12 protein-coding genes and 3 pseudogenes are annotated in these 15,074 nt (G+C 70.2%); 8 read left to right on the plus strand and 7 right to left on the minus strand.

Going from position 1 to position 15,074, the window contains the following annotated elements; translation table 11 throughout:
- The first annotated feature begins 98 nt into the window (after positions 1 to 98).
- Positions 99 to 1,076: a ferritin-like domain-containing protein gene (locus QZH52_RS15055; RefSeq protein WP_301810434.1), complete on the plus strand. Its 978-nt coding sequence runs from the start codon at positions 99 to 101 to the stop codon at positions 1,074 to 1,076.
- Between the two features lie 37 nt (positions 1,077 to 1,113).
- On the opposite strand, the gene QZH52_RS15060 is transcribed toward QZH52_RS15055, so the two are convergent.
- Positions 1,114 to 2,028 (minus strand): LysR family transcriptional regulator, encoded by a 915-nt coding sequence (locus QZH52_RS15060; protein WP_301810437.1) that lies wholly within the window; start codon positions 2,026 to 2,028, stop codon positions 1,114 to 1,116.
- A gap of 136 nt (positions 2,029 to 2,164) precedes the next feature.
- On the opposite strand from QZH52_RS15060, the gene QZH52_RS15065 reads away from it, so the two are divergent.
- From QZH52_RS15065 to QZH52_RS15095, 7 genes and pseudogenes are all read left to right on the plus strand, one after another.
- Positions 2,165 to 3,199 (plus strand): SMP-30/gluconolactonase/LRE family protein, encoded by a 1,035-nt coding sequence (locus QZH52_RS15065; RefSeq protein WP_301810439.1) that lies wholly within the window; start codon positions 2,165 to 2,167, stop codon positions 3,197 to 3,199.
- Positions 3,196 to 4,185: a fumarylacetoacetate hydrolase family protein gene (locus QZH52_RS15070; protein ID WP_301810441.1), complete on the plus strand. Its 990-nt coding sequence runs from the start codon at positions 3,196 to 3,198 to the stop codon at positions 4,183 to 4,185. The genes QZH52_RS15065 and QZH52_RS15070 overlap by 4 nt, the downstream gene beginning before the upstream one ends.
- A gap of 12 nt (positions 4,186 to 4,197) precedes the next feature.
- Positions 4,198 to 4,983 carry a cyclase family protein gene (locus tag QZH52_RS15075; RefSeq protein ID WP_301810443.1) on the plus strand — a complete coding sequence of 262 codons (786 nt, stop codon included), beginning with the start codon at positions 4,198 to 4,200 and terminating at the stop codon, positions 4,981 to 4,983.
- Positions 4,984 to 4,986: 3 nt separating this feature from the next.
- Positions 4,987 to 5,292 (plus strand): annotated as a pseudogene (locus tag QZH52_RS15080) (NAD-dependent epimerase/dehydratase family protein); the annotation flags it as partial.
- A gap of 275 nt (positions 5,293 to 5,567) precedes the next feature.
- A pseudogene (locus tag QZH52_RS15085) lies at positions 5,568 to 6,783 on the plus strand (alpha/beta hydrolase family protein).
- Positions 6,784 to 6,950: 167 nt separating this feature from the next.
- Positions 6,951 to 7,758 (plus strand): annotated as a pseudogene (locus QZH52_RS15090) (Bug family tripartite tricarboxylate transporter substrate binding protein).
- A gap of 53 nt (positions 7,759 to 7,811) precedes the next feature.
- Complete coding sequence (locus tag QZH52_RS15095; protein ID WP_301810446.1) at positions 7,812 to 8,789, plus strand: Bug family tripartite tricarboxylate transporter substrate binding protein; 978 nt, start codon at positions 7,812 to 7,814, stop codon at positions 8,787 to 8,789.
- 466 nt (positions 8,790 to 9,255) lie between these two features.
- On the opposite strand, the gene QZH52_RS15100 is transcribed toward QZH52_RS15095, so the two are convergent.
- The 6 genes from QZH52_RS15100 to QZH52_RS15125 are packed head-to-tail and all read right to left on the minus strand — an operon-like array spanning position 9,256 to position 15,057.
- Complete coding sequence (locus tag QZH52_RS15100) at positions 9,256 to 9,657, minus strand: FAD-dependent monooxygenase (RefSeq protein ID WP_366919300.1); 402 nt, start codon at positions 9,655 to 9,657, stop codon at positions 9,256 to 9,258.
- Positions 9,658 to 9,700: 43 nt separating this feature from the next.
- On the minus strand, positions 9,701 to 10,702 hold the full coding sequence (locus tag QZH52_RS15105) for a Bug family tripartite tricarboxylate transporter substrate binding protein (protein WP_301810449.1): 1,002 nt from the start codon (positions 10,700 to 10,702) through the stop codon (positions 9,701 to 9,703).
- A 25-nt stretch (positions 10,703 to 10,727) separates the two neighbouring features.
- Positions 10,728 to 11,963 carry an FAD binding domain-containing protein gene (locus QZH52_RS15110; protein ID WP_301810452.1) on the minus strand — a complete coding sequence of 412 codons (1,236 nt, stop codon included), beginning with the start codon at positions 11,961 to 11,963 and terminating at the stop codon, positions 10,728 to 10,730.
- Positions 11,960 to 12,412, minus strand: coding sequence for a VOC family protein (locus QZH52_RS15115; protein ID WP_301810454.1), 453 nt, complete (start codon positions 12,410 to 12,412; stop codon positions 11,960 to 11,962). The genes QZH52_RS15110 and QZH52_RS15115 overlap by 4 nt, the downstream gene beginning before the upstream one ends.
- A gap of 51 nt (positions 12,413 to 12,463) precedes the next feature.
- Positions 12,464 to 14,578, minus strand: a complete 2,115-nt coding sequence (locus tag QZH52_RS15120) for a molybdopterin cofactor-binding domain-containing protein (RefSeq protein WP_301810456.1) — start codon at positions 14,576 to 14,578, stop codon at positions 12,464 to 12,466.
- Positions 14,575 to 15,057, minus strand: a complete 483-nt coding sequence (locus QZH52_RS15125; RefSeq protein ID WP_301810458.1) for a (2Fe-2S)-binding protein — start codon at positions 15,055 to 15,057, stop codon at positions 14,575 to 14,577. The genes QZH52_RS15120 and QZH52_RS15125 overlap by 4 nt, the downstream gene beginning before the upstream one ends.
- Between the last annotated feature and the right edge of the window lie 17 nt (positions 15,058 to 15,074).

Below are 15,074 nucleotides of genomic sequence, written 5' to 3' on the forward strand. Positions count from 1 at the left end.
TGACCTGCAAGCGCCCGCCGCCTGCCTACGGTGCTCCTCGAAGCGTTTCGACGGAGCGCTCCCGACCCTGCCCGATGGGGGCAATACAAGGAGATGACATGGCAACAGATGACGGCCAACTCGGCAATGGCGTTCCCAATCGAGACCCGATCACCGGCGCACCCGGCGCCCATCCCGTGGGCACCGGCCTTGGCGCGGCGGGCGGCGGCCTGGCCGGCGCAGCAGCCGGCTCGCTCGCAGGTCCGATCGGGACGGTGGTGGGCCTGGTGGCCGGTGCCGTCGTCGGCGGGCTGGGCGGCAAGGCCGCGGCCGAAGGCGTCAACCCGACCGCCGAGGATGCGTACTGGCGGGAGAACCACGGCCGCCAGCCCTACGTGGCTGTGGACCGAAGCTACGACGACTACGCGCCGGCCTACGAGATGGGCTGGTCCGGCCGCAGCACCCGCGGCACCGATTTCGAAACCGCAGAGCCGCTGCTCGCGTCCGAATGGGAAACCAGGCGTGGCGCGTCGGACCTCGCATGGGCGGATGCCCGGCCGGCGACCCGGGCCGCCTGGGAGCGCGCCGACGAGGTCTACTACGCGAAGCAGGCCAATGGCAGCGACATCGTGAGCCACGAAGACCTGTCGAACGACGACGTGGTCGACATCCTGAACGACCTGCTGGAGAACGCACGCGACGGCGAATACGGATTCAAGACCTGTGCCGAGCAAGTCGAGAGCGCAGCGGCTAAGAAGCTCTTCGCCAGCCGCGCCGAAGGCTGCCGCCAGGCGGGCGAGGAGTTGGTGCAACTCGTGCGTGCCTACGGCGGCGAACCGGCGTCTGGAGGCACCGCGGCCGGTGCGATGCATCGGGGTTGGGTGCAACTCAAGGGAAGCGTCGGTGCAGACAGCGAACTGTCGATTCTCGAGTCCTGCGAGCGCGGCGAGGACAGCGCGGTGGCCCGCTATCGGAAGGCCCTGAAGCAGAGTCTGCCGGCCGATGTGCGCGTCGTCGTTCAGCGCCAGGCCGATGGTGCGCAGCGCAACCACGACCAGATCCGCGACCTGAGAAACGCGGCACGCGCGCGCGGCTGAGCGCCCGCTGCGTGGGTGTGCGCTCGGCCGTATTGCTTCAGATCGCGGGCATGACCTCGGCCAGCGCGACGATCTGCTCGCGAACCCAGCGCACACCCGGATCGTCCTCGCGATAGCGGTGCCATTGCAGGACCTCGGTCAATCGAGGCGTCTCAAGCGGCGGCTCGAACAGGGCCAGCGGCATCGACTGGACGAATTGCTTCGCCAGCCTTGTCTGGACGGTTGCGATGCGGCGCGTACCGACGACGAAGCGCGGGATCAGCAGGAAGCCGTGCGCCACCACCTCGACACGCCGCGTGTTGCCGTGCTGGTTGGCATACCACTGCTCGAACCACGGGTTGTCCCCCTGCTCGGCCTGGTACACGACGTGGCCGAGCGACCTGTACTGTTCGAGCGTCAGGCCGTCACGCAGGTCGACGTTCTGCTGGCAGGCGATGACGTGGTAGGTGTCGTCGAAGAGGATGGCCTGCGGGTGCTCCGGCAGTGTCAGGTGCGCGGGCGTGACCAGGAAATCGGCGCGGCCTTGGTCCAGGTCCTGCGCCATTCCGCTGTGGGTCGGCCGCACATCGAAGCTCAGGCGCGGCGCCATCTGCGCGATGCGGCGCAGCACCTCGGCGAGCAGCACCTGGGTCACATAGTCGGAAGCGATGACTCGGAAATGCCGCTCGGCCGTCGCCGGCTCGAACTCGGGCTTCACGCCCAGCGTGGCGTCCACCTGCAGCAGGATCTTGCGCACCGGTTCGGCCAGGCTTTCCGCCCGCGGCGTCAGCTGCATGCTCCGGCCCATCGGCACCAACAGGGGGTCCTCGAAGTAGTCGCGCAGGCGCGCCAGCACGCCGCTCATCGCGGACTGCGTGAGGTGCACGCGCTCGGCCGCGCGCGTCACGTTGCTTTCGCTGAGCAGGGCGTCGAGCGCGATCAGCAGGTTCAGGTCGATGCGTTGAGAGCGCATGCGGGGAGTCTCCTCGGGATCCCGGAGATCTTAGGCCAGTGCGAGGTATCCGCCCGCGCGATGCCTGCCATCGGAAGATTCGGTTGGTGCGAACCCGGGTGTCGCGCCTATGCTGCGCGCACTTTTGCGAAGCAGCATGACCAAGAACAATCCTCTTCTAGGCTGGCAGGTCGATCGAGCCGCGATCCGCCACGTCGGCCACGGGCTCCAGCGCCCCGAGTGCGTGCTGGCCGAGCGCGATGGCACCCTCTGGGCCGCGGATGCGCGCGGCGGCGTGATGCGCATCGCGCCCGACGGCAGCCAGCGGCTCGTCGCGCCGGCCGCGCCAGATGACGACGCGGCGGCGGACTTCGGCAAGCGCTACGTGCTGAGCCAGGGATCGCTGCCCAACGGCCTCGCGTTCCTGCCCGACGGCGACATCCTCATCGCCAACTGGGGCAGCGATTCGGTCGAGGTCATGAGCCGGGAAGGCAAGGTGCGCCGCCTCTTCGACCGCATCGACGGCCAGCCGATCGGCAAGGCCAACTTCGTGCTGAGGGACCGGCGCGGCCGCCTCTGGCTGACCGTCACGACCCGCATGCAGCCCTGGACCGATTCGATCAACGCCCGCGCGCGCGACGGTTACATCGCGTGCGTCGACGAGCGCGGCGTGCGCATCGTGGCCGACGGCCTCGAGGGCACCAACGAGGTCCGCATGGACGCCGACGAGGCGTGGCTCTATGTGGTGGAAAGCAACGCCCGCCGCATCTCGCGGCTCAAGGTGCGCGATGGCGGCGAGCTTGGCGCGCGCGAGACCTACGGCCCGGACCGCCTGCCGGGCTTTCCCGACGGCTTTGCCTTCGACGCCTTCGGCAACCTCTGGGTCACCCTGGTGATGAGCGACCGGCTGGTGGCGATCACGCCCGAGGGGAACTTGCTGACCTTGCTCGACGACGGCAACCCGGAGGCGACGCGCGCGCTCGACGCCCACTACGAGTCCCGCACGCTGACGCCCGAGATCATGGCCGCCGCCTGCGGAAGCCTCGCGCCGTGGATGGCCAGCCTGACCTTCGGCGGCCCGGACCTCCGGACCGTCTACCTTGGCAGCTTGCGCGGCACGACCCTGCCCAGCTTTCGCTCGCCGGTGGCGGGGCTGGCTCCCGTCCATTGGAACGAAGAGATACTCGCATGAAACTCGCCACCCTCAAGAATGGCCGCAAGGACGGCCGCCTGGTCGTGGTCTCGCGCGATCTGCAGCGCGCCGTCGCCGCGGACGACATCGCGCCGTCGATGCTCGATGCGATCGAGCGCTGGAGCGACACCGCGCCGCACCTGGCGGCACGCTACGAGGCCCTGAACGCCGGCACCGCCGCGGGCGCCTTCGACTTCGATCCCGCGGCCGCCGCAGCACCATTGCCGCGCGCGCCCCAGTGGTGCGATGGCTCGGCCTTCCTGAACCATGGCCGCCTGATGGAGAAGGCCTTCAACATCGATCCCATCCCGGACAGCGACAAGGTGCCCCTGATGTACCAAGGCGGCTCCGACGACCTGCTCGGGCCGCACGACGACCTCCCGCTGCCCGACGTCGCCCATGGCATCGACTTCGAGGGCGAGTTCGGTGTCGTCGTCGACAGCGTGCCGATGGGCTGCTCGGCCACCGCGGCCCGCAGCCGCATCCTGCTGCTGGTCCAGATCAACGACGTCAGCCTGCGTGCCTTCGGGCCGCGCGAGATGCGCACCGGCTTCGGCTTCTTCCAGGCCAAGCCTTCGTCCAGCTTCGCGCCGGTGGCGGTGACGCCGGACGAGATCGGCGATGCCTGGAAGGATTCGCGTGTGCACCTGGACCTCGCGGTCGACTACAACGGTCGCTGGTTCGGCGAGCCCAACGGGCGCGAGATGAACTTCGGCTTCGATGAACTCATCGCGCACGCAGCCGTCACGCGGCGCCTGTCGGCCGGCACCCTCATCGGCTCGGGCACCGTCTCCAACGCAGGCGGCGCAAAGGGCTCGGCCTGCATCGCCGAGCGTCGCGCGATCGAGCTGATCGAGCAAGGGGCGAGCGCGACGCCGTTCATGCGTTTCGGCGACCGCGTCCGCATGGAGGCGCGCTGGAACGACCGGCCGGTCTTCGGCGCGATCGACCAGCGCATCGTGCAGGCGCCGCCGGCGCAGGCCTGAGGGGAGACCGCCATGCCGCGCTTTGTCGACCTGTCGATCTATCTCGAGAACGATGTGCTCTCGGACCCGCCGCCGCTGGCGCCGAAGATCACCTACCAGAAGCACGGGGACACGCTGCCCGAGTTCATGCAGATGATCCCCGGCACAAGGGCCGAGGACTATCCGGACGGCGAAGCGGCGGCCGCGGAGTGGGTGAGCCTGTCCACGCACAACGGCACGCACCTCGATGCGCCCTACCATTTTCACTCGACACAGGACGCCAAGCTGGGCGGCAGCCGGCCGTCGATCACCATCGACCAGGTGCCGCTCGACTGGTGCTTCAGGCCGGGCGTGAAGCTCGACTTCCGAAGCTTTCCCGACGGCTATGTCGCCACCGCGAAGGATGTCGAGGCCGAGCTGCAGCGCATCGGCCATGCGCTTCGCCCGATGGACATCGTGGTCGTCAACACGCGCGCCGGCGAGCGCTACGGCCACGGTGACTATGTCTCGGCCGGCTGCGGCATGGGCTACGAGGCCACGATGTACCTGCTCGAGCGCGGCGTGCGCCTGACCGGCATCGACGCGTGGAGCTGGGACGCCCCGTTCGCCTACACGGCCCGGCGCATCGCCGAGACCGGCGACACATCGCTGATCTGGGAAGGGCACAAGGCCGGCCGCGACATCGGCTACTGCCACCTCGAGAAGCTGCACAACCTGGAAGCCCTGCCGGGCGACGGCTTCACCGTCTGCTGCTTCCCGCACAAGATCCGCGGCGCCTCCGCCGGCTGGACACGGGCCGTGGCCATCTTCGAGGACTGACGGATGAAGGTGCTCGTGACCGGCGCGGGGGGCTTCATCGGTGCTCAGCTGGTGGGGCTGCTGCAGTCCGAACGGAGGGTCGGGGACCGTGCGATCGAGACGCTGGTCGGCCTGGACCACCGGCTGCAGCAGGACCAGGGCGGCGTGCTCGCGATCGAAGGCGACCTCGCGGGCCCGGAGGTTCGGCAGCGCATCGCGGCACTCGCGCCGGACCTCTGCTGTCACCTCGCCGCGGTGCCCGGTGGCGCCACTGGTCCCGATGCGACGGCGTGGTGGATGTCGGCCCGCCGCTGCGCGCAGAACCTGGTGCACGCCGCGGCCATGGCGGTGGAGGACCGTGAGGCCCGGGGTCGCGCATGGCCGCTGCCGGTGCTGCGGCTGTCGATCGCGCAGGTCGTGCGAACGCTCTCGCAGGTCCATGGCGTCGAGGGCGAGCGGCTCGTGCGCTACGCGCCACAGGCGGCGGTCGAGGCCGTCTTCGGCCGCTACCTCGCGCTCGAAGACGGCGCCGCGCGCTCGACCCTGGCTTCCGCGACCCAGCCGCCGACGGCCCGGCGTGGGCCTGACACAAAAACAGGAGACACATGTTCAAGTACTTTCCCACCCACTACGTCTGGAATCTCTCGGTCGACCTGGCGATCGAGATTGGGCGCGCGCATCGGCGAGATCGAGGTGATGTGCGCGCCGCTGCAGGAGGCCGCCCGCCAACCCGATGCAGCCGCCTCGCTCGCCTTCCGCGAGAGCTGGGAACGCATGGCCGACCGGCTCGCCGAGCTCGCGCGCGAGGACGAGGCCAGGGGACGCCTGATCTCGGCGGGCGACAAGCTGGGACGGGCCGCCACCTACCTGATCACCGCGGAGCGGCTGCAGGCCCACCGTGCGCCAGGGCGCGCGGCGCTCTACCGCCGCTTCCTGGAGACCTTCGCACGCGGCGTGCGGCTCGCGGGCGAGAACTGCGAGCGGGTCGAGATTCCGTATGGCGAGGCGCACATCGCCGGCCTCTACGTGCGCGCCGAGGGCCTGCCGCCCGGCAGCCGCGCCCCGGTGCTGGTCCAGGTCAACGGGCTCGACTCGACCAAGGAGATGAAGTACCGCGTCGGCCTGCCCCGCTGGCTGGCGCGGCGCGGGGTCGCCTCGCTCGTCATCGACCAGCCGGGATCGGGCGAGGCCCTGCGCCTGCATGGCCTGACGGCGCTGGTCGAGTCGGAGCGCTGGGCGGCGCCGGTCGTCGACTGGCTCGAGCGGCGCGCGGACATCGACCCGCGCCGCATCGGCCTGGAGGGCGTGTCGCTCGGGGGCTATTTCTGCCCGCGCGCCGTCGCCTTCGAGCCGCGCTTCACCTGCGGCGTGGTGTGGGGCGCCAACCATGACTGGCGCGACGTGCAGCGCCAGCGGCTCGCGCGCGAAGGCAGCTTGCCGATTCCTCATTATTGGGAACACGTACGCTGGGTCTGGGGTGCGAAAGACCAGGAAGAGTTCCTGCGCATCGCCGAGCGCGTCCATCTCGATGGCGTGGTGGAGCGGATCCGCGTGCCTTTCCTCGTGACGCACGGCCAGAAGGATTCCCAGATTCCCCTGCACTGGGCGCAACGCACCTACGACCAGCTCGTCAACAGTCCCGCGCGCGAGCTGAAGGTGTTCACGGAGCGCGAGGGTGGCGTGCAGCACTCGAGCTTCGACAACTCGGCCAACGCGGGCGCCTGGATCGCCGACTGGGTCGCCGAGACTCTCGGGGGACACACCGCAATGCGCTCGACGACGGCCGCTTCGACGCCATCCCCCACGGAAACCACCGCATGACGAATCGCAGAAACTTCGTGGCCGCCGCCCTCGCGGCGCTCGGACCCCTGGCCGCCACCCGAAGCGCGTGGGCGGCCGACGCCTTCCCCCAGCGTCCCATCAAGCTGATCGTGCCCAATCCGCCCGGCGGTTCCTCGGACATCGTCGCCCGTTTCCTCGCCGAATCGATGCGCGCCGAGCTGGGCCAGCCGCTGGTGATCGACAATCGCCCAGGCGCCTCGGGCCTGATCGGCACGGCGGTGGTCGCGAATGCGCCGCCCGACGGCTACACGGTGCTGGTGACCTCGCGTTCGAATCACATCGTCGCGCCGCTGGTGCAGCAGGGCGCGCAGGTGGATCCGGTCCGCGACCTGGCGCCGGTGGGCCTGGCCTTGCGCGCCGTCGGCATCCTGGCGACGCCGGCCAAGTCGCCGTGGCGCGCTGCACGAGTTCATCGCACAGGCCAAGGCGCAGCCGGGCAAGCTGTTCTACGGCAGCGCCGGCATCGGCGCGACCAACCACATCGCCATCGAGCAGTTCAAGGCGCTGGCCGGCATCGAACTGGTCCACGTCCCGTACAAGGGATCGGGGCCGCTGATCACCGGGCTGATGGGCGGCGAGGTGCAGCTGGCGCTGCTGGACTTCTCTTCGGCGCAGGCGGGCCTCAAGGGCGGCACCCTGGTGCCCCTGGCGCAGACCGGATCGCGCCGCCTCAGTTCCATGGCCGAGGTGCCCACGCTGGCCGAATCCGGCTTCCCGCGCTTCGACCCTTCGTTCTGGATCGGGCTGGCGGTGCCGCGGCCGACTCCGGCACCGGTGATCGCGCGCCTGAACAAGGCGCTCGACATGGCGCTCGCCGACACGCAGATGAAGGCGCGGGCGCAGGTCAACGGCTGGGAGCTGATCGGCGGTGCGCCCACGGCGCTCGAGGCCACCATCCGACAGGACATGGCGGACTTCCCGCCGCTGGTGCGGCGGCTCGACCTGAAGGCCTGAATGCCGTGCACCGTTCCACGATTTCGCAACAGAGACAAGCAAAGAGGCAAGAGATGACATCGACCAGGATCTCGCGACGCACCGCGATCGGCATGGCAGGCGTGTGGATGGCTGCCGCCACGGGCGCCGCGCGCGCCCAGGCGCCGTACCCCTCGCGCCCCGTGAAGCTCATCGTCCCGTTTCCCGCCGGCACGTCACCCGACGTGATCGCGCGGCTTTGGGGTGACGAGTTCGCGCGGGCCACCGGCCAGCCGGTGGTGGTGGAGAACCGGTCCGGCGCCAGCACCATCATCGCGGCGCAGGCCGCGGCCAATGCGCCCGCCGACGGCTACACGCTGCTCTGGACCGTGAACAACACCTTCTCCATCAACCCCTACGTCTACAAGAAGCTGCCGTACAAGGCCGAGGACTTCGTGCCTGTGACGCGGATCCTGTCCGTCCCCTATGTGCTGGTCATCTCCAACGAGTCCAGGATCCGGTCGCTGCAGGACCTGGTGCGCGAGGCCAAGGCCCGGCCCGACGCGATGACGTATGCGAGCGCCGGCATCGGGCAGGGCACCCACGTGGCGATGGCCCGGTGGCTCAACCAGGCCGGCCTCTCGATGACGCACGTGCCCTACAAGGACTACTTCCTGCCGGACGTGATCGCGCAGCGCGTCGATATCGCACTCGACGCCAGCACGGGCGCCATTCCGCAGGTGAAGGCGGGCAAGGTGCGCGCGCTGGGCGTCACGAGCCCGCAGCGCATCGAGGCCCTGCCCGACGTGCCGGCGATCGCCGAGGCGTTCCCGGGCTTCGTGGGGGACTCGTGGCACGGCATCTTCGCGCCCAGGGGAACGCCGCCGCAGGTGCTGGCGGCCTTGCTGGCGCAGTCCCAGCGCATCGTCTCCGGCTCCGATTTCCGGGCCAAGCTGAAGGGCTATGGCCTGACGCCGGTGGGCGAGCCGCCGGAGGCCTTCCAGCGCTTCCTCGACGAGGACGCCCGGGCCTGGGCCAAGGTGGTCAAGGACAATCGGATCGCCGCGGAGTAGGGGCCTGCGGCACGTGGCGGCGACGAGGGCTGACTTGATCTGCCCTGGTCGTGATCGTCCGGATGCGGCGAGTTCAGCGTCTCTTCGGACTTGACCGTTCCTTCCTCGATGTGCGCCTCGGCGACGCGCAGCTGCGCTTCGTGGCGGGCCTGTTCGAGCAGGTCCCCGGCTTCTCCATCAATCGATTCGGGTGGGTGCTGGGTCATGGGAACTCTCCTGGGTCACCGTGCAGCCTGACGCAAGCGCCGATGCATTCCTGCCGCCAGGCGGGTGACGAGGGCGCCCCGACGCGGCGCCAGGGCCTTCGCGAGCGCCAGGGCGTCGGCTGCCGTCTTCGCCGTGCTGCCTGCGGTGTGCGGGCGCGGTACTCGAGCAACAAGTGATCGCGCCCCTGCTGGAACACGAAGGCGCTGCCGAGCCTCGCGGCAGCAGCCCCGCCCAATGCCGCCTCCGGAGCCAGGCCGCGTCAGGCGACGGAGCCCGCATAGGCCGGGCTGGTTCCGGGCAGCAGCTGGCTGCGCACGGTGGAGCCCGCGCCGTCGGCGCAGATCAGCAGGTCGCCTCTTTCCATCCGGCCGCTCGCGAACAGTACCGTCACGCGCTCGCCCGACTGCTTGAAGCTCACCAGCCGTTCACCCGCATGGACGCAGCTGGCCGGCAGCGCCCTTCGCATGGCACCGTAGAGGATGTTCCGGGAGGTCTGGGTCTGCGGCATCCAGGCGCGGTGGATCACCTCGTCCTCGGCATCCAGGTAGATGCGGTCGCCCGATCGCACGCCCAGCGCGTCGGTATGCCCGTGCCGCGACTTGTGCGACGCCTCGACTGTCGGTGGCTGGCGTTTCCGGCCGATTTCACGCGGCGGGCGGATGTCTTACAGATGCAAGATGCCGGGCACGCACCGATGCCGCGCGCTACTCCCTCATGCCTGCGAAGTCGACGATGCGCTTGTATTCCACGGCGTCCCTGGCCATCAGCTGGGGCAGGTTCTCGTCGCCGCGGCCGACCACCACTCCGATGCGCTCGAGCTTCTGTCGCACCGTTGCGTCCTGCAGCGTCTCGCGCAGCGCGCGCTGCAGCCTGGCCTGCGGATCGGGTGCCAGCCCGCGCGGCGCCATCAGCGCGTACCAGGCCACCAAGTCGTAGCCCTTGAGGGCCGGATGCTCGCCCAGCGCCGGCACATCCGGCATCAGCGCGATGCGCTGGGCACTGGTCACCGCGATCGGGACGATGCGCCCGGCATCGATGAAGGGCTTGGCTGCGCCCGGCCCGAGGAATGCGAACTCGATCGCGCCGCCCGCAAGGTCGCTGCCGATGTTGCCGGCGCCGCGGTAGGGGACGTGGGTGATCGACAGTCCAGCCTGCTTCTTCACGAGCTCGCCCGAGAAATGCAGCATCGATCCGATGCCCGAGGTTCCGTAGCTCAACTGGCCGGGCTTCTGGCGGGCGACCGACACGAACTGCGCCAGCGAGGTCACGCCGCTCTGCGTCGATGCGACCAGTACCAGGGGAATGGCGCCGACGTAGCCGACCGGCGTCAGGTCCCTGGCGGCGTCGTACTTCTGGGCCGGATTGAGGAAACGAGTGGCGACGAATTCGCTGCTCGATCCGAAGATCAGCGTGTGGCCGTCGGGCGCCGCGTTGACCACCTTCTGCACGCCGATGGCGCCCGCGGCGCCGCCGGCGTTGTCGACGACGACGGTCGCGCCGAGCTTCTTGCCGAGCGTCTCGACAACGGCGCGGCCGACGGCATCGACGCTGCCGCCGGGTGGATAGCCGATCACGACGGTGATCGGACGGCTGGGCCAGGCCGGCTGCGCCGCCGCCGGCGCGCCCAGGATGCAGGCGGTGGCCAGAGCGAGCAGGGCTGTGAGTCGTCGGGCGTTGCGAACGCGAACGCAGGGCGATGAAGACATGGCTGGGTGCATGAAGAAAGCGAGCTCAGTGCGCCACGGGCGGAACGGCGGTTTCGCGCATCACGGCCTCGGTGCTCCGGTAGCGTTCGGCCATCTCGCGCTCGGCCGGCGTGCTGATCTGCGCCTGCATGTAGGCGCCCAGCGCGCGTGCGTGGTTGACGATGAAGCTGCCGGCGCCGAGACGCGAGGCCTCGTAAGCCTGCAGCGCGGACGGCACATCGGGCGTTTCGGCGAGCGCACGAACCAGCGCCGCGGCGTCGCTGCCGGCCTTGGTGACGCCCATCCCGCAATGCGGCCGGGCAACGAAGGCCGCGTCGCCCAGCAGCGCCACCCGGCCGAAGGCCAGCGCCGAGCTTTCCAGATCGAAGATCGGCTGGAAGAACAGGTTCGGCGTCTTCTGCACCACCTCCGCGAACTGCGGCGCCAGTACCTCTTGCGCCGCCTGGCGTGCGGCCGCCAGCACCTCGGGCCGGATCAGCGGCGGCGGGATGCCGTCGGGCCAGGTCTTGCCGGTCGCATCGGTCAGCATCTCGCGCAGCGTCGTGTTCTCGTCGGCCGGCCGGTACCAGACGAAGTTGTAGCGCCGCTTGCCCGGCTCCACGCTGTTGCCCTGTCCCGCTACCGGGTAGGCGATCATCTGTTCCCGCGGCGGCAGGCCGAATGCGAAGTACGGAAAGAGTTCAGCCAGGACGCGCGGCGAGAGGCTCGCTTCCTCGACCAGGCCGCGCCATGCGAGGTAGCCGGCATAGCGGGGCCGGGTGTCGGGTTGCAGCATCTGGCGCACCGTGGAGCGCAGGCCATCGGCCGCCACCAGCAGGTCGGCATGCACCACCTCGCCATCCGCGAAGGTCGCGTGCACGCCTGCCGCATCCTGTTCGAAGGAGACCAGTTGCCGGCCGTTGTGATAGCGCTCCGACGGGAAGGCGCGGCGCAGCACCTGGTACAGGCGGCCCCAGGCGGTGAGCAGCTGCGGCAGTGGGCGCGAGTCTTCGACCTGGCCATCGCGTGCCAAGGTGATGCGCTCGCGTACCTCGACGCCGATGCCGTCGGTCACGTCGACGCCCGCGGCGCTCAGCACCTCCATCAGCTCGGGATGCGTCACGACGCCGGCGCCGCGGCCTTCCAGTTCGTCGGCCACGCGCTCGTGGACATGGACGTCCCAGCCGGCGCGCAGCAGCAGGTTGGCAGCGAACAGGCCGCCCAGGGAGCCGCCGATGACCAGCGCCTTGCGCGCGGCCTTCACGGTTTGCGGCGCGTTCATGCGTGAGCTCCGTGTTCCCGGGCTTCTTCGGCCGGGTAGTTCAGCTCGATGGTGACGCCGGACGGGTCTTCGACGAACAGTTGGTGCAGACCGATGCTTGGCACCGTGCGTTCGCGAAAACCCAGGCCGGCCTGCTGGAGCCGTCGGCGCATGTCGGGCAGGTCGGTCGCCAGGAAGGCGAGGTGGTCGATCGCGGCGCTGCCGTGCAGCGACGCCTCGCTCTTGTCGCCGAGGTACTCGATCAGGCCCTGCGGCGCGTCGGGATCGATGCCGATGATGTGCACGACGCCGAACTGGGCTTCGTCGTCGCCCTTGTAGAGCCAGAGGCCGGGGAAGTCGAATGGCGGCCGGAAGCCTTCGCGGAAGCCGAGCACGTCGACATAGAAGTGGCGCGAAGCCTCGAGCCGGGTGGTGCGCACCGAATAGTGGGCAAGGGTCTGGATGGCCATGAGTGAGTCCTTGAACAGGGGATTCGAATCGGGGATTGGGAAGGCGGTCGCTCAACCGGCGGTGATCAGGTGCGCCAGCCGCTCGGCGGACAGCGGCAACTGCCGGGCGCGCAGGTCGAGCGCATGCGCGACCGCATTGGCGACCGCCGCGGCGGCCGGGCCCGCGGCGGCCTCGCCGGCGCCCAGGCTGGGCTCGCCCGGCCGTTCGATCACGCGCACGGCGATCTCGGGGATCTCGTCGAAGCCCAGGATCGGGTAGTGCTCCCAGTCCCCGGACGTGATGCCGCTGCGGTCCCAGGTCACGCTTTCCTTCAGTGTCCAGCTGAGCGACTGCAGCAGGCCGCCCTCGATCTGGTTCACCAGGCCATCGGGATTGACCACCACGCCGGCATCGACCACGGCCCAGGCCTTCTCGACCCGGACCTTCTCCTCGACGCTGACCTGCATGGCGACGGCGCAGTACGCGGCCTGGTTCTTGTAGCGGCCGACGGCGATGCCCAGGCCGCTGCCGCTGCCGCTTTCGCCGCGCCGGCGCCAGCCGGCCATCTCGGCGGCCGCCTCCAGCACCGCACGCGCACGGGGGTCGCCGAGGTGGCGCAGGCGGAATTCGACCGGGTCGCAGCCGGCCCACTGCGCCAGCTCGTCCATGAAGCTTTCGATCGCATACAGGTTGGCGTAGGAGCCGAGCGAGCGCAGCGCCGACACGCGCACCGGCGAGTCGGGGATGAAGTGGTAGTCGACCTGCTGGTGGGGCAGGTCGTACAGCGCGATCGCGTTGCGGTCGCCGCCGCCCATCGGCAGCGGCAGGTCGCGCGGCGTTGGCCGCGGCAGCGGCGGATCGACCTCCCAGGCGCCGAGCAGGTTGATGCCGTCGCCCCAGCCGGGCCGGTTCATGTGGGTGTGGCTCCACAGGGACATGGCCCAGCCGCCGATGCGGCCGGCGTCGTCGAGGCCGGCCGTGAGCTGCACCACGCTGGCCGAACCGAACGGTGACATCGACATCTCGTCCTCGCGCATCCACTGCACGCGCACCGGCTGCCCGATGCGGGTGGCGGCGAAGGCGGCATCGAAGGCGGCATCGTCGGCGCCGTTGTGGCCGTAGCACCCTGCGCCTGGCGCATGGATGACCTCTACCGTCGCGGCCTCGCGTCCCAGCGCCGCGGCGATCTGGTCGCGCAGCGGATAGACGCCCTGCGTATGGGACCAGACGCGCAGCTGTCCGCCGCGCGGATCGGCCAGCGCGCAGGCCGGGCCGATGGACGCGTGCGCCAGGTAGGGGCGGGAGTAGGTGGCGCTGTAGGCCTGCAGCCCCGTGCCGGGCGTGCCGCCCTCGTGCACGCGGCGCGTGCTGGCGGGCAGGCCCTGCAGCAGCGTGACGGTGTCCTGACCCGCATGGGGATCGGGCATGGCATCGAAGTCGAGCAGCTTGCGGGCCTTGGGCAGTGCGCGCACCAGTGCGCCTTCGTGCGGGCCCACGAGGGCCAGGAAGCGGCCGCTCTGCACCACCTGCGACACACCCGGCAGCGCCCGCAGTTCGGCGAGGGGCACCGCCGCCAGCCGCTGCGAGGGATGCCGCCCGCGCAGCATCCGCACGTGCTGCATGCCGGGAATGACCAGGTCCTGCAGATAGCCGGCGCCGGTGAGCTTGGCCCGGAGATCCACGCGCGGCAGCGATCGCCCCACGTAGGGCTCGGGCGCGTGACGGATGCTGGCGGGGGCCGAGACGATGGCGACGTCGAGATCGATCTCGGCGGCGAGCTCCCAGTAGTCGGTGCCGCGCGTGCCGCCGGCGTCGCTGAAGCAACCGGCATCGACTTGCAGGTCCGACGGCGAGACATCCAGCCGGCGCGCGGCCAGCGCAACGAACACCGACCATGCGTGCGCGCAGGCCCAGCGCAGCGCCGCGCCGCCGTACTGCACCGAGAGGCTGCCTGCGGTGTAGCCCTCGTCGGGCGAGCGGTCGGTGTGGCCGGCCACCAGCACCAACTGCGCCGGCATCAGGCCGAGGCCATCGCAGGCGATCTGCACCAGGGCCGTCTCGATCCCCTGGCCCAGTTCGACCTTGCCGGTGAACACGGTGAGCTGGCGCCCGGGTCCGATGCGCAGCCACTGGCCGAGCCGCGGATGGGCCTGGATGGCGGGCGGCGTGGAGAGCGTGGAACTCATGGCTGTCCTTCCGCGGGCAACCGGGCCGCGGCGGCCTCGATCGCCTTCAGGATGCGCGCATGCGCGCCGCAGCGGCACAGGTGCCGGTGCATCGTCTCTTGCAGCTCGGCCTCGGTCGGCGTGGTGGTGCGACGCAGCAGGGCGGTCACCGACATCAGGATGCCGTTGATGCAGTAGCCGCACTGCGCGGCCTGCAGCGAGACGAAGGCGTCGAGCACGACCGTGCCGACCGGGTCGCTCGCCAGTTGCTCGACCGTGGTGAGCTCGCGGCCGGCGGTGCCCCACAGAGGCATGTCGCAGGACTGGACCGCGCGGCCGTCCATCCAGACGGTGCAGGCGCCGCAATGGCCGGCGCCGCAGCCGAAGCGCACGCCCTTGCAGTCGAGGTCGTTGCGCAGGACATAGAGCAGCAGGTCGTTCTCGTCGGCCTGCACTCGGTGCGCGCGGCCGTTGACCTTGAGTTCGAAAGTGGAAGTCATGGGCACTCGAAATGGGG

Source organism: Variovorax ginsengisoli (assembly GCF_030486595.1).
Classification (GTDB): Bacteria; Pseudomonadota; Gammaproteobacteria; order Burkholderiales; family Burkholderiaceae_C; genus Variovorax; species Variovorax ginsengisoli_B.